At 64.6% G+C, this 16,866-nt stretch carries 13 protein-coding genes, 4 tRNA genes and 1 pseudogene; 12 read left to right on the forward strand and 6 right to left on the reverse strand.

Annotation, left to right across the window (positions count from 1 at the left end; translation table 11 throughout):
• Positions 1-16: 16 nt before the first annotated feature.
• Positions 17-1,999 carry a TerD family protein gene (locus LL648_RS45105; protein ID WP_232661914.1) on the reverse strand — a complete coding sequence of 661 codons (1,983 nt, stop codon included), beginning with the start codon at positions 1,997-1,999 and terminating at the stop codon, positions 17-19.
• A gap of 585 nt (positions 2,000-2,584) precedes the next feature.
• Here LL648_RS45105 and LL648_RS08550 point away from each other — a divergent pair.
• The 7 genes and pseudogenes from LL648_RS08550 to LL648_RS08575 all read left to right on the forward strand — a co-directional run bounded on the left by LL648_RS08550 (position 2,585) and on the right by LL648_RS08575 (position 12,033).
• Complete coding sequence (locus tag LL648_RS08550) at positions 2,585-2,866, forward strand: hypothetical protein (RefSeq protein ID WP_232661915.1); 282 nt, start codon at positions 2,585-2,587, stop codon at positions 2,864-2,866.
• Positions 2,867-3,262: 396 nt separating this feature from the next.
• Positions 3,263-4,246 (forward strand): hypothetical protein, encoded by a 984-nt coding sequence (locus LL648_RS08555; protein WP_232661916.1) that lies wholly within the window; start codon positions 3,263-3,265, stop codon positions 4,244-4,246.
• Positions 4,231-7,746, forward strand: a complete 3,516-nt coding sequence (locus tag LL648_RS08560) for a DEAD/DEAH box helicase (RefSeq protein ID WP_232661917.1) — start codon at positions 4,231-4,233, stop codon at positions 7,744-7,746. The genes LL648_RS08555 and LL648_RS08560 overlap by 16 nt, the downstream gene beginning before the upstream one ends.
• A gap of 326 nt (positions 7,747-8,072) precedes the next feature.
• Positions 8,073-9,458, forward strand: a complete 1,386-nt coding sequence (locus LL648_RS08565) for a hypothetical protein (RefSeq protein WP_232661918.1) — start codon at positions 8,073-8,075, stop codon at positions 9,456-9,458.
• 1 nt (position 9,459) lies between these two features.
• Positions 9,460-10,185 carry a tetratricopeptide repeat protein gene (locus tag LL648_RS08570; RefSeq protein ID WP_232661919.1) on the forward strand — a complete coding sequence of 242 codons (726 nt, stop codon included), beginning with the start codon at positions 9,460-9,462 and terminating at the stop codon, positions 10,183-10,185.
• A 681-nt stretch (positions 10,186-10,866) separates the two neighbouring features.
• Positions 10,867-11,184: pseudogene (locus tag LL648_RS45710) on the forward strand (tyrosine-type recombinase/integrase); the annotation flags it as partial.
• A 72-nt stretch (positions 11,185-11,256) separates the two neighbouring features.
• On the forward strand, positions 11,257-12,033 hold the full coding sequence (locus tag LL648_RS08575) for a tyrosine-type recombinase/integrase (protein ID WP_232661920.1): 777 nt from the start codon (positions 11,257-11,259) through the stop codon (positions 12,031-12,033).
• Between the two features lie 116 nt (positions 12,034-12,149).
• Here the strand turns inward: LL648_RS08575 and LL648_RS08580 are convergent.
• Positions 12,150-12,221 (reverse strand) — tRNA-Val (locus LL648_RS08580).
• A 20-nt stretch (positions 12,222-12,241) separates the two neighbouring features.
• Positions 12,242-12,721, reverse strand: coding sequence for a TIGR02611 family protein (locus tag LL648_RS08585; RefSeq protein WP_232661921.1), 480 nt, complete (start codon positions 12,719-12,721; stop codon positions 12,242-12,244).
• Positions 12,722-12,986: 265 nt separating this feature from the next.
• Here LL648_RS08585 and LL648_RS08590 point away from each other — a divergent pair, with 265 nt between their 5' ends.
• The 5 genes from LL648_RS08590 (at position 12,987) to LL648_RS08610 (ending at position 14,752) form a co-directional block, all read left to right on the forward strand.
• Positions 12,987-13,415: an SsgA family sporulation/cell division regulator gene (locus LL648_RS08590; protein ID WP_232661922.1), complete on the forward strand. Its 429-nt coding sequence runs from the start codon at positions 12,987-12,989 to the stop codon at positions 13,413-13,415.
• 102 nt (positions 13,416-13,517) lie between these two features.
• Positions 13,518-13,590 (forward strand) — tRNA-Gly (locus tag LL648_RS08595).
• A gap of 64 nt (positions 13,591-13,654) precedes the next feature.
• Positions 13,655-13,726, forward strand: a tRNA-Cys gene (locus LL648_RS08600).
• Position 13,727: 1 nt separating this feature from the next.
• A tRNA-Val gene (locus LL648_RS08605) sits at positions 13,728-13,802 on the forward strand.
• Between the two features lie 77 nt (positions 13,803-13,879).
• Complete coding sequence (locus tag LL648_RS08610) at positions 13,880-14,752, forward strand: aminoglycoside phosphotransferase family protein (RefSeq protein ID WP_232661923.1); 873 nt, start codon at positions 13,880-13,882, stop codon at positions 14,750-14,752.
• Between the two features lie 9 nt (positions 14,753-14,761).
• On the opposite strand, the gene LL648_RS08615 is transcribed toward LL648_RS08610, so the two are convergent.
• The 3 genes from LL648_RS08615 to LL648_RS08625 are packed head-to-tail and all read right to left on the reverse strand — an operon-like array spanning position 14,762 to position 16,855.
• The gene (locus tag LL648_RS08615) at positions 14,762-15,256 is read right to left on the reverse strand and encodes a GNAT family N-acetyltransferase (RefSeq protein WP_232661924.1); all 495 of its coding nucleotides are present in this window, start codon (positions 15,254-15,256) and stop codon (positions 14,762-14,764) included.
• Positions 15,257-15,287: 31 nt separating this feature from the next.
• A complete protein-coding gene (locus LL648_RS08620) occupies positions 15,288-15,677 on the reverse strand; it encodes a RidA family protein (protein WP_232661925.1) in 390 nt (129 codons plus the stop codon).
• Complete coding sequence (locus LL648_RS08625) at positions 15,674-16,855, reverse strand: CDGSH iron-sulfur domain-containing protein (RefSeq protein WP_232661926.1); 1,182 nt, start codon at positions 16,853-16,855, stop codon at positions 15,674-15,676. The genes LL648_RS08620 and LL648_RS08625 overlap by 4 nt, the downstream gene beginning before the upstream one ends.
• Positions 16,856-16,866 lie beyond the last annotated feature (11 nt).

The following is a 16,866-nucleotide window of genomic DNA, read 5'->3' on the forward strand; positions in this document are numbered from 1 at the left end:
CCGATCGACCGCGGAGTCAGGAGACGTCCACGCCGAAGTCTCGGGCCAGTCCGGCCAGCCCGTCGCTGTAGCCCTGCCCTACCGCTCGAAGACGCCATTGCTCGTTGCGCCGGTAGACCTCGGCGCAGATCAGCGCCGTTTCGACCGTCGCAGCCGGCGTGAACGTGTAGCTCACGGAGCCGCTGCCGGTCACGTTGACCCGGAGGCGGGTCACGTTCGCGAACCGGGCACCGTCCACGCTGATCGCGATCACAACCCGATCGATCGACCCGTCGAGCCGACCGAGCTGCATCGTCACACCATCCGAGGTGTTGCCACCACTTGTCGTCTTGCCCGCGTGGGCAACCGCCCCGTCCGGGGACGTCGGCTGGTTGTAGAAGATGAAATCGCGATCCGATCGCACCTTCCCGTCCGCCCCGAGGACCAACGCTGACACATCCAGATCGTGCGATCCCGTCGCCCAGTCGACGGCGACGTTCAGTTCGCCGCCGTCGAGGGAGACGTTCTGGCCGGGTCGGAGCTGTTCCGGTTGCCCGTCGGCGGAAGGGGTCTCGTCCAGTAGCGGCGGCGCGTCGGCTGCAGCGTCCCGCCACCCCTGCGGGGCCTCGATCCGCGCCTCGATACCTGCGTGCTCCTGCAGGAGGTAGAGCAGGTTCGCTCCGGTCAGCAGCTCGATCGGTTTGCCTGCGGCGAAGTCGTAGGACGCTTGCCCGTATCCGCTCGTGGTGACCAGGATCCCCTTCGACGCTCCCTCGTTCTGCAGAGTGCCGAACAGGTCCCTGACCGCGGAAACGCCAACAGTGTTCTTGTAGCGCTTCGCCTGGATCACGACCTTCCCGCCCATGATCGGGCGGGGGTCGTAGGCCACGCAGTCCACGCCGCCATCACGGGAGGCCCGGGTCTGTCGGGATTCCAAACCCATCCGGGCGAACAGGTTCTGGATGAGCCCCTCGAACTCGGTCGGTGTCATGTCCATGAGGTTCGGTCGCTGGTCGAGCCCGCCCAGGACATCGGTCTCCTCCACGAAGCGTGGATCAACCATGTCGAACTCGAGCACCGGCCTGACCGGCGCGAGCTCAGATGGACTCTGCGAGACCCCCGCGCCCAGATGCCGCAAGCACGCGGCCGGATCCACCCGCCGCAAGTCCAGCTCGCCGAACGTAGCCCGCGTCGTTCGCAAGGTCACCAGACATGGACGAATCTCCCGGCCGGTCGCTGGATCGTTGGTACTGACCATTCCGTTCAGCACCACCGACTCGATGTGGCCGAGCCGATCGGCCTCGAAGATCTCATCCACCACCCGCAACGCGCACTGCGCCACCACCGACGCGTACTGCGCCTTGATCTGCGTCTGCGGCCGCGACGTCTCGCTGACCGAATCCGACGCCTTCACATAGCGATACGCCTTAACCGTCGGTACGACACCGAGACCGGGCAGCTCGTACTCGATCACCACCTGGCGCGACTCGGGCACGTACGCCAGCCGCCACTGCTGCGGGAACTGCTCGGGATAGAGGCTCGCGTTGAGGACCAGGTCGATGTACGCGACGACCGCCGCCGGCACACCCGCCTGCAGATCGCACCGAAGCCGCTCGACGCTCTCATCACGCTGCCGAACCTCGGCTTCGGCCGCGGCGAGCCGCGCGACTCGGCCGCGCTCACGCTCCGCGTGATCGGCAAGCGCCTGTCGGTAGCGCTCTTGCCCTGCGCGTACCTGCTCCTCATGACGGGCGGCACTGCCCAGGATTCGCGACATCCCCCGACGGGCTTCGGGGAGGAACATGCTCTCCTGCGGGAAAGGCTCCGGGACCGCGAGCCGCCCGAGATCGACAGGTACCTTGAGGCTGTCGAGATCGAAGAAGTTGTCGACGTCGATCGTCGCCGCGAGCACACCATCGAGCTCGGACAACGTCACCGCAAGCTGGTCATTCATCGCGGCCACCTCGGCGGTTCGCGACTCTGAGTACAGGCGACGACGCTCACGCTCATCGGCGGCCACCGCCCGCTCGTACGAGGCACGAGTCCGTGCAGCATCTCGCTGAGCGGCAGACTGCCTACGTCGTCGGGCGGCCTCCGCACGGGCCGCCTCGCGCTGGATCTGTGCAATCGACGCCATCAAGCCTCGAGCCACCGAGCCTCCTCGTCGCCCACGCCGGAGAACCGGCACCGCGAGGTATGTAGCGACACGGAGCCATCCCGTTACAGATTGCACGACATCGCAGGTGAGGACGTCGCCGCCGAACGACCGAACGCGAACCCAACCGCCCCGACGCACGCCCTTCGATCGGCGCGCCGATGAACGCCTCTGCCGCCTTCATCTCGTGACAGCTCGACTGCGCGTAGTAACGAATGACGCCCACGACCAGATGTCTCAGCCATGGGTCCTGCTTACTGCGGTCCGATCTTCGCGGCTGCTCTGGCGATCTCAGGTTGCTCAGCCACGGCGGCCGCACCACCGCCGCAGACCGGTCCGCCGGCTGCGCCGACGACCACAGCCACACCGAACACAGCTGCCGTCGATCGAGCTGTCTGCATCGACCTCGACGCTCGAGGCGGACGCCTGTACCAGACCTTCGTCGTACCCATGATGGCCGGACCCAACGAACAGACCTCGATGAACGTCAGCATCGCGGAGATGTCCCAGGGAGTCAGCGCGATCAGATCGATCACTCTCGACGACCTCGCCGAAGCCAGCCCAGCGATCAAAGATGAAGGCGAGCGGCTCGTCGCCTCAGCCGAGGCGTTCCAGCCAGTCAACAACTTCGAAGGCACAGCACTGCTCACCGCCTTCGTCGGCCTCGCCGTCGAATGCCAGAAAGCCGGACACAGACCGTCATGGTTCGACGCCGAACGGCTAAGAAGATGAAGTCAAGAACCTGAGCGAGGTACGACGGCGCGGGCCGGTTCAGCGCGGGGTGAAGAACACCTCGCAGACCGCTCGAAAGCGGTACACACTAACGCCTGCTCGTCCACGACCGCCCGACGCGTCCTCACTTACAAGATCGAGACGAACAAGATCATGATCGTCCCGTCAGACGTCAAGTATCGCCTGAGAACAACGGCCAAGCATCAACTGAGTCCATACACTTCATGACATGAGACCAATTTATCCCGTTCTCCGCGCTACGGAAGCGTGTGTAGGCAAGGGTGCAGTCAGCGCCGGCAGTCTGGGGCGAGACTCTCCGTGCCGCGCTAGGCCGTTTGGGCGCCCTGTCGGCAAGGTTCCCCAGGTCAGAGGTGACATCGGCGTAGGGTCCACCAGATGGAGAGCGTCGTCGGGAACGCGTCCGAGGAGGACGGTTCACAGGGTGACCACCCCGTTGTGATCGTCGCGCCGCCAGTGAGCCCGGCCGAGGCTGCCCGATTGGCAGCTCAGCACGACAACCAGGCCAGTCGCCTCTTGGTGAGTGAGTCAAGAGGCCAGCATGCAGCCGGTAAATGCGCATGGGACCTCGTGGCAATGGTCGGCTTCTCCGCCGACCGCCGCAGTGCAGTCGCGTGGATCATCGCAGAAGCGATCATGAAGTTCCGATGCGGAAAATCACGAGCGTTTCCTTGTTGGCGAGCGGCAGCTCTGTCTGAGAACGCGGTATCCAATGACGATCGAGAGCTTGTCTTGTCGTTTGTCACCTCCGTTTTTGGCCGACCCGACGCGGTTGAGCCCGGCGACACCAAGGCAAAAGAAGGCAAGAGCAACCACCTAGAAGGGTTCGTCGCCGAGTGGTTGTGGCATCTCATCATGAAAGAACAGCGGGCCGCACATCGTGAGCGCAGGTACCTCAGCGAACCGAGCTACTCTGTAACAGAACAAGGCGAAGACGGCTTCGCGGTTTATGCACCGCCAGGCGCGAACGTCTCGCTCTTCTTCAGGCTGTGGGAGATAAAGAAGCACAATACGGAGAATTCAGTAGTCACTGCGACCGTGCAGCGCGCTTCGGACCAGCTCAAAACCAGGGGCCTGCAGTATCTGGCCAAGCTCACCAGCGCTCATCGCCAGACAGACGGTGATCTCGGGGGCCTCTTCGCTGAGCTGGGTGACCTGTGGATCAATGCAGACCCACGAGCAGGAGCAGGGGTCGGGGTAGCCACGAACACGGTAGCCCCTCCCGCGACATGCTTCTCCCCGCTAGAGACCACCCTCGATCAGTTCGCCAATGCAGGGCAGCTTGAAGGACTGCTCTGCGTGATCGAAAACTTCACGGAGTTTGCCGACGAAGTCAGGAGGATGGTATGGAGCGCGCTCTGAACCTGCCGGACCTCGTTGAGGCGCTTGGTGTCCACCAAACGGACGTCCTACCGTCACCGCAAGAATTGGCAAGTCTGATCGCCGACGTCGAAATACGGGCCTTCCGCGGAGACTTCGCCGTTGACGAGAATCTCGAACGTGCCGCGTGGTACCTCCACGCTGTTGCCTCGGCATCGGAAGCCGCCGAGTTGTACACACCTGCACGACAGCGTCGGGCTTTCGCCGTAAGTGCCCACGTCTTCGACTTGACCTTGGCAGACCCCCGTCATGATGCACGTCAACGCCTGAATCTCGCCTTCGGTGCGCAAGTTGGCTACCGGCGGGCGGACCTCGACCCGAACGCGACAGCCGTGTATCGCCGTGTCTCGAATCTACTGATCCACAACACTCCACTAGTCGATCACGCTGACACACTTGCAGTCGAGGCCGGTGTCGCCTTTCTCGGTCTCGATACAAGTTTCCTGTTCCCGCTACTTCGCAGTTGGCGACGCCAACTCAACGAACTCGCCGCAACAGTCGAACTCGACGACCTCCAGACGACGATGTTTGGGCCAGGACAACAGATAGTGCGCGCCGTATGGTCGCTGCTTCGCTTCTTGGCATTCGGCACCAGCCGCCAGTTATCAGTAGCGCGAGCGGCATTGGTTTCCGTCCTGGACGGTACTGCGGGAACCGGAGACCTCGATGCTCGCTGGGTCGCCGCACACCTGTCGTCGATCACGGATGGCCTTGAAACTGGCAGTCTGTACTCGATTCTTCCTCCTGGAACTCCGAACGCAGTGGCGCAGGCGTTTTGCCTTGCTGACCCGCCCGTCTTGACTCTATGGCCACCTCAAAGAGAACTGCTTGAGCGGCCAGGAATGAACCCTTTGGATTCAGCCACTCGCCGGTTGCTCTTGTCAGTACCTACTAGCGCAGGGAAGACGTTGCTCGCGCAGCTGATCATCTGCACTCACATCGCAACGCAGTCGGGTGGAGTCTGTTACGTCACACCGTTGCGCAGCCTTGGACGAGAGATGCGAAGGGCGCTGTCCGGGCGGCTCCGGGTACTTAACCGCGAGTTGAGTGATGACAGCGACCTGTTCGACATCTTGTCCTTCTCACACGACCCCACCGACGTCGAGGTCACGACACCCGAACGACTGATGCACTTGCTGCGCCATGACGCGGACGCCGTCATGCAACGCTTTTCATTGTTCGTCATCGACGAAGCGCACCTACTGGCGCAACCGGGGCGGGGGTTCACTGTCGAAGGACTGCTCGCTTACCTCATGGCGACAGACGAAAGTCCGCGGATCGTGCTTCTCTCCGGCGGACTTGGGAATGCTGCCTCGCTTGCGTCCTGGCTTGACGCGGAGCACCCAGAAGTACTGTTCACGTCTGATTGGCGGGGACCTCGCCGTCTCCATGCACTGCTCAACACTCAGCCGGTCTGGGAAGCCGCAGTACGGAGTCCTCGCAAGTCCGCCCGGTGGCCCATACGGGTTACTGTGCCGCAGGTAGCGCAGTTGCGACTACGTCCCGCCGAGGCGGGGCCAGTAACAAGATTGACGACGCGCCCTGAAGAGCCGCTGGGAAACTTGGTCCTCAAGGAAGACCCCAGCGGCAAACTAACCAAGGACAGCGGAGGCACACCGGGGTACAAAATCTTCGCCGCAACGGCATCAATACTGACGCACGCAGGCAGCCTGCTGATGATCGTCTCGTCGCGGACTATGGCTCGTGATGCCGCCAAGGCTTTGGCAGGTTACCTACCTCCGCGTGAACCCACGAGTGAGCTAGTCGAGTTTCTTCGCGAGCGGCTGGGCGACCAGCATCCGCTTATTTCCTGTGCGGAGCACGGCGTCGCCTACCACCACGCCGGCCTGCCAGTGGACGTCCTTGACGCGATCGAGGAGGCGGTCCGGACCGAGATCGTGTTGGCGATCGTTTCTACGAGCACGTTGACCGACGGAGTAAACCTGCCGGTTCGGACCGTCGTGATCGCCGAAACTCGATTCGAAGGTCAGCACCCTGGGGCTCAACTCGGAGCCGCACGGCTCATGAACGCCATCGGACGAGCAGGACGAGCCGGCCGCGAGTCCGAAGGCTGGATCGTACTCGCGCTGCAGAAGCAGTCTGAGCTCAAGGATTTCGACGAGCTCCGCCCGAATGACGAGGCCCTCGAAGCCCGCTCGACCCTTTTGGCAGAGGAGTCGCTTGCAGCCCTTGCTGATGCCGAAGAGCTCATCGCCACTACAGCTGACGCGATCTTCCGCCTCACTCCGGACACGGTTGCGTCTGACTTCGTGTCGTACACATGGTTTGTTCTGACGACGCTGCAGCCACTGTGGACACCCTTCGACGATCCCATTCAGATGGATGTCGTCCTCGGTAAACTTCTGGCCTTCCAACAGATGGACCCGGTGCTGCGCCAACGTTGGATGCGACTTGCCGAGCAGGTTCGAGCCACGTATGAACGTGCGAGCCCGGCACAGCGGAGGCGTTGGACAGCTGCGGGGACCTCGCTCGGTACGGCGGCGCGGCTCGATGCGATAACCGGTCAGGTAGTTGACGCTGTAGCGACGCGCGAACGCGAGCTGCGCCAACTTGGGTTTGCTATCCCCGATGACGCGTGGTATTGGCCACTTAATGACACTATTCTTCTACTGTCACAACAAGAAGTGCTCACACGGCTACTGGCGCAACCGGAAGCAGACAACTGCTGGAAGTTCTGGTCAACGAGAGCCAAGGGAGATAAGAACCTTATCGATGTATCCATTGCGGACCGACTGACGGGATGGGTGAATGGTCTTGACGTTCCAGCCCTTGCCGAACGCCTTCTTCCCGGCCTGGCCGTCGAATGGCAACTGGAACAGACTGTCGACGCCATCAGCTCGACATTCGAACACTACTTGGCTTGGACTGTCGGAGTTCTCGTCGAGCAAGCCAACGCTCGTCTTGAAGAGGCCGGCCTGGTGAGCCGCCTTCGGCCAGACACTGCATGGTGTATCCGACACGGCGTCAACACGCCGCACGCCCTGGCACTGCTCAATGAAGGAGTGCGTTCTCGTCGACTGGCGCATGTCATTGGAAGCGAGGCGCAGCGCCAAGGTGTCGAAATCGAGGATGTTCGGTCCTGGCTTACAGGCATGCATATCCGAGGATGGCGAAGGAAATTTGACGCGGTGGCGCGCGAGGTACTCGATCTCTTGCAGTTCATCCGTGCTCGCCGAAATAATGTGCTGCGATCCCTACTTGAGACGGGACGCGCCCAAGTGACGCTTCGCGGCGATCTTGAAATCGCCTATCAGACGCCAGAGATTGTCTACATTTCGACAACGACCGACGCGCCCTCCGAACTGCAGATCGTAAGCGACTCTGGTCCAGCGGTCGCAGTTGTCGATGTCGATCTACATGCAGATGTCGATGCTGTCCTGGCGAGCGGGCTTGACATCGTCATAACCCTGCAAGGCCGTGACCTGAGCTTCATGGCTCCTGAAATCGTCGCGTCCGACTAGTGGATGAGGAGGTTGATCGTTGATCGTGAAGAACGCGGCGAAGAGCAACTGGTTCCTGCGGGCCTGCAGCAGGCCGCGGCGACTGCAGGTCCGCGGTCGGTACCGTCCACAGCGTTGGGCATGGCGAATTCCTCCCGTGTGCCTGTCCGGTCAGGTAGAGTCGGCATCTTCCACCAAGGGCTGCTCACGCTCGACGCTTGTCACGGTGCACGATGAGGTCATGGTGAAGACGGCATACTTGTCGAGTCAGGCGAAACCGATCGCATTGACGCGACCGTCTCGGCCCGATGCCATATCCGCTCGCTGGTGCGGGACTGGGGCCTGAGATGGCAGCCGACCCGACTGAGGGAGATGTCGACGCCCGCGACTTGGTCAGAGAGCTCGTGTCGAGTCTGCACTACCTGCGGCACGTCGACCTGGACACAGTCGGTCCGGCGTTGAGCCTGGCTATACCCCCGCAGCATCCGGACCCTTCGCAGGCCGACGACGTGAAGTCGTTGTCCAAACAGGAGCGGCTCGACCTGGCGTTCGACGCCATCACACCGAATGACTACGAGGCTGTGTGTGCTCGTTTCTTCCAGCACGGCGGTCTGGCCATCGAGCTGAGTAACCGAGTCGAGGATCTACTCTGGTCACGTGAGAACTGGCCGCAGATCACCACCCGGATACGCCGCGAAGTCGCTGAAGCGCTGGACGCGTTCGATGCGATCTGGTTGGAGGCCGACGCGCTTCTCAACCTGGTCAAGCGGCACTGGCTTCTGCTCTCGCCCGAGTGGTCGTTCGAGCCCAAGGACCCGTACGAGCCGGTCGTGCGACACATGTTCCTTTTCCCCGGCGACTGGACGACGGTGGAGTTCTTCAAGGAGATCGGAGCTCTCGACGGTGGAGATCGCCGGTTCGCGCTGTTCCTGGAGGGGTTGCTGTCCGGTTCCGTGAACCCGAGGGAGGCGCGACAGCGGGAGATGGCTGCGGCGATCTCGCCGATCCTTGCCCGTGCGGGCCTGAAGATCACGGAGTCCGGCTCGACTGATGGCTACCCAGCCTTCGCGATCGTCGCCGCGGGAACCCGACCTCGCCCGGCCCAACTCATCCTCTTTGCCAGCCGGCACGGCAAACCTGCACTACGGCTGCGTGACGTGCTCGATCAGAGCATCGAAGTATTGACTGGGGATGAGACCGTGCTCGCCTACGACGTCCCCGTCAGCGACCGCGGCCTGACCTGGCGGGACGTCGAGTCGTGGTGGTCGCACCGCAAGGGCATTTCCGCTGACCAGGCCAAGCTCGAGCTTTGGCGGCGCATGGTGACAGTTTGCGCTGATGTGTCACCGGCTCAGCATGCTCTTCTTATCACGTACTACGACTATGCGAAGGATCATGACCCGATTTTCGCGCTATTGCCGGAGGTTTGGCTGCATTGGGACCCAGTCTCGCGGAGACAGCGAGGAGAGGACGCCTTCCTTGACCAACGCATGGACTTCCTGATGTTGTTGCCTGGGCTCAGACGAGTCGTGCTTGAGGTCGATGGGGAACAGCATTACGCGACCTCCTCTCGCCAACCCAGCCCTCGTATCTACAGCGAGACCACCCGTGGCGATCGTGACCTTCGCCTGACCGGATACGAGGTGTACCGCTTCAGCGGCTACGAACTCAGTGAAGATCGCGCCGCCAGCACCGTCTCGGAGTTTTTCAACCGACTCCTTCATAGGGCATGAATTGAGCATCAACGACCAGTTCGAGTTCGCCTTCTCTTCAGGAACTCTGAACCGGCTCAAGGCAGGCACCAACCGTGCCCTGATCCTCTCCGAGCTCGACAGACCGACCGAAGCGATTGCACTTCTCGACCAACTGGTGCGCAAATACGTCGATGACTCAAGCCCGGCTGTGCGCACCCACCTCGCGAGAGCATTGGCCAACCAGGCCGCCGATCTTGTAAGGCTGGAGCGACACGAGGAGGCGCTGACCGTCCTCGCCCAGATGGTTACCACTTACAAAGGTGAGACGGGCCCCGGCCTGCGGACACGGGTTGCAATGGCTATGGCCAACCACGCTCTCGTGCTCATCGATCTGCGGCGAGCCGACGAGGCGTTGGAAGTTCTCGCACGGGTAGATGCCGACTACAGCGCTGACGCGGACACGAACATGCGGGCCATAGTCGCAATCGCACTGTTCAACCGAGGCATGGCACTCGACGGACTGGGGCACGACACCGAGGCCCTCGCGGCCTTCCAACGAGTCGATGCCAAATACAGCAACCACACCGACCCAGCCGTGCAGACGTTGGTCGCACAGGCGCTGGTCAAAGGCATGGAGCTCGTCAAACTGGGGAGCCCCGACGAAGTAGCAACCCACTACACGCGGGTCGTCGTCGTGTACAGCGACGACCCGACATCCGAGGTGCAGGCTGCTGTCGAACGCGCACGGAGACTGCAGGGCACGTGATCATCTCGCCACTGTCACCGACGCCCGCGGCAGCAGACCAACCAGCGGATCATGTTTCGTGGCCCCTTGACTACCGCAGCAACAGGGTCAACCAGATCCACAACACCGAGAGCTCAGCCAACGCGAACCGCGCCGTACTGACGCGAACCTTCCCGACTTCACCCGAACGGACCAGAAATCCTGGAGCAGATCCTGGCCCCACATCGTCGTATTTTCGGGTCGTGCTCCAGTTTTGCTCCAGATGTCGATCTTCGACCAGATTTCAAGATCGACTGAAGATCGACATCGAGTTGAACGAAGATCGCTAACGGCGACGCTTTCGCTGGTAGATGTGCTGATGGGCGGCTCCCCCGTCGAGCGGGAACCGCCCATCATGCCGTCGGGACAACAGGACTTGAACCTGCGCCCCCTTGACCCCCAGCCAGGCAGTCAACGGCGCTCGCACTTCAGGCGTCCCCGGTCGATATTGCCCCTCAGCGTTGCGCGGCGACTCCCACTATGGCGCGCGGACACTCACGGTGGTTCTGAATCGAGCCCGCTTACCGCCCCATCTGAAGGCGCCATCGCGGGTTCCGGCGCCTGACACAGATCGGTTGATCTCTTCTGCCTGTCGAGCGTGGATATATCCGTGCCTCCGACCGCGGCACGGCCAGACCTACCAACACACAAAGGAACACTCTGATGGCCTGGATAGAAGGACACCGAGGCGGGTACCGCGTCCGGTACCGCCTCAACGACACACTGCTCACCGAGAACGGCTTCACCACCAAAGAAGCGGCCGAGGACCGCGCCGCCGACATCGAGTCCGACCAACGCCGCGGCCGGTTCGTCGACCCCCGCCTGGCACAGACCCCGATCGACGAGTGGATCCGGTCCTGGACCGCCGCACACTACGTCTCCGGGACCACCAGCGCGACCTACGACTCCCACATCCGCAACCACATCCTGCCCCGCTGGTCAGGCACACCACTCGGGGACATTCAACGGATCGCAGTCAAGGGCTGGGTCAACAACCAACTCCGCCGCACCCTGGCCGACAAGAGCTGCCAGGACATCCTGGTGCTGTTCTCCATGATCCTCGGCGAGGCCGTCGACGAAGGAAAGATCGGTGCCAACCCGTGCCGCAAGCTGCGCATCACCTTCGCCGAGCGCCCGGAACGGCCGCACGCGACACCCGCCGAGGTCGTTGCCATCTCCGCCCGTATGGCCACTGCGGCCGGGTTGATGGTCATCACCGCCGCGTACACCGGGATGCGCTGGGGCGAACTCGCCGGCCTGCAGTGGACCCGCGTCCACCTCGACGAGCCAGACCCGCACCTCACCGTCGATCCGAAGGATGGCGCCCTGCACGAACTGCGCGGCCGTCTAGAACTCGGATCACCCAAGTCCGCGGCCAGCGCCCGCACCGTGCACCTGCCACCGTTCCTGGTCGACCTGCTCGCCAAGCACCACGACACCCAGGGCAACGCCCGACCCGAGGCGAAGTTCGTGTTCACCGGCGCGGGCGGCGCGCTGCACCGCCGCAACAACTTCCGCCGACGGTTCTGGCAGCCCGCACTCGTCGGCAACCCGGAACACGGATGGAAACCGATCCAGACAGAGATGCACTTCCACGACCTGCGCCACACCCACGAAACCTGGCTCGTCGAGGACCAGGTCCCCCGCGTACTGCGGCTCCAGCGACTCGGCCACAAGCGCAAAGACATCGACGACTTCTACTCCCACGTCACCCCCACCATGCGCGACCGCATGCTCACCGGGCTGCAAACACGGTGGACGCAGAGCGCTGGCCAGGGTGTGGCACAGGAGCTGGACTCAGCACCGGAACCAACATCCGTCGTGGCGTGACCTCTTCGGTACGCAGATGAGGTCAGCAGGCCGTGCTCCCCATTTGCTCCCCACAACGCCAGACGGCCTGCCGATGAAGATCATCGACAGGCCATCTGACCAGGCAAAACATCCAGTGGGCGATACTGGGATCGAACCAGTGACCTCTTCGGTGTGAACGAAGCGCTCTCCCCCTGAGCTAATCGCCCTTGCAGGAGAAGACCTTACCTCACCGGAACAACGGGCTCTGCAGCCAGGTCCAGTGTCCGAGGCCGACCCAGCCGGCGACCATGTACATGGCGTTGAGCAGGAAGAGTGTGGCCAGGACGATCAGGCCGGTGGCGGCGAGCACGAGCAGCCGGACGATCAACGTCTGGCGACCGAGCCAGTCGGTCCAGGCGTCGTACTTCCCGCGCGCGTAGTGCAGGAGCCGGCGGGCCCAGACGAATTCGGTCGCGAGGATCGCGAGGCCCGCGAAGACGATCAGCCAGCCGGGCCCGGGGTACGGGATCGCGACGATGCCGGCGGCGAGCACGAGCACGCCGACAACCCCGACGCCGATGATCCAGGCGCGGCGCAGAGTCGGCCGCTCCTCGATGCGGGCGCGGAAGCCGAGCGGCGCCTTCCCCGGGGTGTCCTGAGTCGTCCGCTTCCGGGCCGAGTCCGTCCCGCCGCCCCCGGCGTCTTCTTCCGTGCTGTTCAGAGCCACATCATCCCCCTCGCGAACCTTCCGCCCTCTGTTAGCGAGCGTACCGAGAAACCGTTCGTCACCTTCCGTGATCGCACCGCCGCGGCGCGCGATCACGATGGGAGTGCGGAGTGGCGTGGATCTCATCGGAACGGCGTCGCACTGCCCCGACAGGGTGACTTCGGGCCGTCTTCTGCAGGCTCGTTGCCTCCGAACCCGTCACGCCTTCGCGGCCCAGTCGTTTTTCCGATGACGAACCACGCGGGACCACGAAAGAGGACGCACGATGCGCGACGAGCACACGGTCATCTGCTCACCGGCGGTGTTCGAACTGATCGCCCCCGACGCTCCCCCCGTGCCCGTGAAGGTCGATCTCACGTACCACAGCCGGGATCCCTACGCGGTGCAAGCATCTTTCCGCACCGGCAACGGGACGGCTGTCGACTGGGTCTTCGCACGGGACCTCCTGCACGACGGTCTGATCGCCCCGGCAGGCACCGGCGACGTCCGCGTCCAGCCGATGCCGCTCAACCCCCACCGGGTGCAGCTGGAGCTGTCGTCGCCGTCCGGCCACGCCGTCTTCACGACGTGCGCCCAGACGCTCGGCGACTTCCTGCACCGCACATTCGAGGCCGTCCCGTCGAACACGGAGTACTCGTGGCTCGACTTCGATCTCGCCCTGTCGGACCTCCTGAACGACCCCGCGCGTGACTAACCACAGGTGAGAAGCCTGCGGCGGGGTGAACGGGGGGTGCTTTGAAACCCCCTCCCGACCTACGCTAGAGTTCTTCTCACACGCAGCGGAGACGCTGCACATGCGGACGTAGCGCAGCTGGTAGCGCATCACCTTGCCAAGGTGAGGGTCGCGGGTTCGAATCCCGTCGTCCGCTCGGAGGAACCTCGGGTCCCGTCGGACCTCCAAGGATCGAATTCTACGGACTACTCCGAGAGTTCGGCGGAGTGGCCGAGTGGCTTAGGCAAGGGCCTGCAAAGCCCTGTACGCGGGTTCGATTCCCGCCTCCGCCTCGGGCGATTAGCTCAGTGGGAGAGCACTTCCTTGACACGGAAGGGGTCACTGGTTCAATCCCAGTATCGCCCACCACTGCTTGACCAGGTCAGCCCCGGTTCGCCGGGGCTGACCTTTTTGTGTGCGAGCAGGCGGTCGCGACAGGACGGCGGATGAACACCGGTCACCGTAGTGTCTCGGTCACGACGGTGCGCGAGCTGCTGGATCGGCAGTTCCCGCGCTGGGCCGACCGACCGATCACCGCAGGCCCGTCCGGTGGGGCCGGCAACGCGTTGTTCCGCCTGGGCGACGACCTGGTGGTGCGCCTTCCGCTGCACCCCGGATCGTCGGCGGCGGTCGACGTCGAACTGCCCTGGCTGCCACGGCTGGCCCCGCAGCTGCCGCTGGCGGTACCGGTCCCGGTCGCTGCCGGCGCCCCAGAAGACGTGTTCCCTCGGCGGTGGGCGGTGTTCCGGTGGCTTCGTGGGACGGATCTGGCCACTGACCATGAGGTCGATCTTGCAGATGCCGCGGTGCGGCTCGGCCGCTTCGTGGGTGCACTCCGGAGCATCGACGCCATGGGTGCGCCGCCTTCGTTGCGTCCCCACCCGTTGCACGGCGACGACACCGAGGTCCGCTCCGACATCCATGCGCTCGGCGCGGACGGCGTCGTGGACGATGCAGCGGCGACTGCTGTGTGGGAGGCCGCACGAGCGGCGCCTTCCAGCCGGTTCCCGGAATGGATCCACGGGGACCTCTTCCCGATGAACCTCCTGGCCGAGCGGGGCATGTTGTCCGCGGTGATCGACTTCGACCTGATGGGAGCGGGCGACTCGGCCGTCGACCTGGTGCCGGCGTGGACGTTGCTGACTGCGGAGACGCGCCCGTTGTTCCGCGAGGCATCCGGTGTCGACGACGACGCCTGGGTCCGCGGTCGCGGGTGGGCGTTGAGGGCCGCGCTCGGCGCGATACGCAAATACGGCCGGAGCAGCGACCCGCGCGCGGCGATCGGGCGATACGCGCTGTCCCAAACGCTCGCCGACTAGCGGCATGGGTCAGACCGCCTTCGCCAGGAACACCGCGCCGACGATGTGCGCACCCAGCTCCGCCTCCGGCGCCGCCTGCAGGTCGTAGCCTGCCGCCCGGTACATGCGCAGGTTGCGCTCGCTCTTGCTCCCCGTGAACAGGGCGATCGTGCGCGTGCCCGCCGGCGCCGCCTCCTCCGCGTAGCGCAGCAGCCACCTGCCGAGGCCGCCGCCGCGCTGGTCGGGGGCCACCATCAACCGGCCGATCTCCCAACGTTCGCCGTCGGCGCCGGCCCGCACCGCGGCGACGAGGCGGCCGTTCGCGCGCACGGTCCAGACGTGCAGGCGCTCGATCCACGCCGCGACCTCGTCGAGGGTCTCGTGCAGGGCCGGAATGGCGAGCGTGTCGTTGAGGATCGCTTCGGTGACCCAGCAGCAACGCTGCAGGACCACCAGCTCGGGAGCGTCGGCGGCAGTCGCGCGGGCGACGACGAAGCCGGCCGGCAGTGGTGGTTCAACGGGCATACGGTCAACCTACTGACCGAATCCAGGGTTTTCAGACGACGGCAACCGCGTCGATCTCGACGAGGAAGCCCGGGGCCAGGCCCGCCACCATGTAGACGGTGATGGCCGGCGGCGGGTCGGCCCGGTTCCACGCCTCCTGGAAAGCGGCTACGCCGTCGTCGATCGAGCTGCCTTCCACCGCAGCGATCCGCCAGTGGACGATGTTCGCCAGGGTCGCCCCTTCGCTCTTCAGGATGGTTTCGAGGTTCCGGAAGGCCTGCCTGGCCTGCTCCGCGAGCGTCGGACCGACGAGCTTGCCGTCGGCGTCGACGCCGTTCTGCCCCCCGATGTAGATCGTCTTCGTCGGCTGCTCGACCACAACGGCCTGGCTGAAGGCCGGGCTGCGGTGCAATCCCTCGGGGTTGATGTGCCGTACGTTCACGCGCGTTCTCCATGTTCTGCTGCGTAGCGGGCGCGGCCACGCGCCGCGGCATCCGGATCATCCCAGCGCTGCGGGACGTAATGCGGAGTCTGGCCCCAGTCCCACTTCGGCACCGGCGCGTGCGCGATCGGCTCGACGTCGGGTGCGCTGTTGATGGCGGCGATGCGGGTGCCCCACTCCAGGTACGCGAGGAACGTCGAGCGGAAGTCCGGGTCGGCCGGCAGCCCGACGATGTCGGCGGTGCGCATCATCCGCAGCAGCCAGCGCTCCCGCTGCTCCGCCGTGAGCGCGAGGCCGCGGTGGCGCGACACCATGTGCTCGTAGCCGCCGTGCTCGTTCGTGTAGACGGCTGGCCCGCCGAGCGTCTCCGCGAGCCAGGCCGCGACGTGCTCGGGGTGACCGGGATCCATGTTCCGGAAGACGGGTTCGAGCACCGGATCGGGCTCCGCGAGCAGCTGCGAGTAGAACGTCGTCGTCAGCGCCCTCAACGCCGGCATCCCGCCTGCCCACTCGAACGGCGTCGGCGGCCGCACGCGATCCTCCTCCGGCTGCGGGTCCTGGAACCCCGCGTACCAGTGCGAGCCGTCGCAGAACGGCTTGTTGCGCGAGCGCCCGCAGCGGCAGAGCGTCTGGCGGGCCCGCCGCTCGTACGGCTCGCCGGTTGCCGAGACGACCTCGACCCCGCCTTCGACCCGGTACGGGCCGTCGACGATGGGGGTGATCGACGGTTCGTGATCGATCTCGGTGGGCGCCGGATCCGTCCCGGTGACGAAGGAGAGCGCACCCGACGGGCACCCGGCCACGACATCGCTGATCTTCTCCGGCGAGCCGGCAGCGGTGTCGACGAACGGCTCGGCGTCGGCGCGGAAGACGGCGGGCAGGCGGGTCGTGCACTGCCCGAAGTGCGCGCAGACCGTGCGGTCGTCGTGCACGGTGACCTCGCCGGCGGGATAGGTGTCCCAGCGCTGCGCGATCGACGAGTGCGGCGCGGCCTCGGTGCCGTCGAAACCCTTCATGCCGTGCGTCACGTCGCAGAACGGCTTGTTGCGCGATCCGCCGCAGCGGCAGAGGTGCGAGGTGCCTTCGGTGCGCAGGACGCGGCCGGTCGCGCCCTTGATCGTGACGTCGCCCTCGACGCGGTACGGCCCGTGCTCGGTCACGGTGATACGCGGTTGCATGCGACCGAGGA

It is taken from the genome of Pseudonocardia sp. TRM90224 (assembly GCF_021245725.1).
Lineage (GTDB): Bacteria > Actinomycetota > Actinomycetes > Mycobacteriales > Pseudonocardiaceae > Pseudonocardia.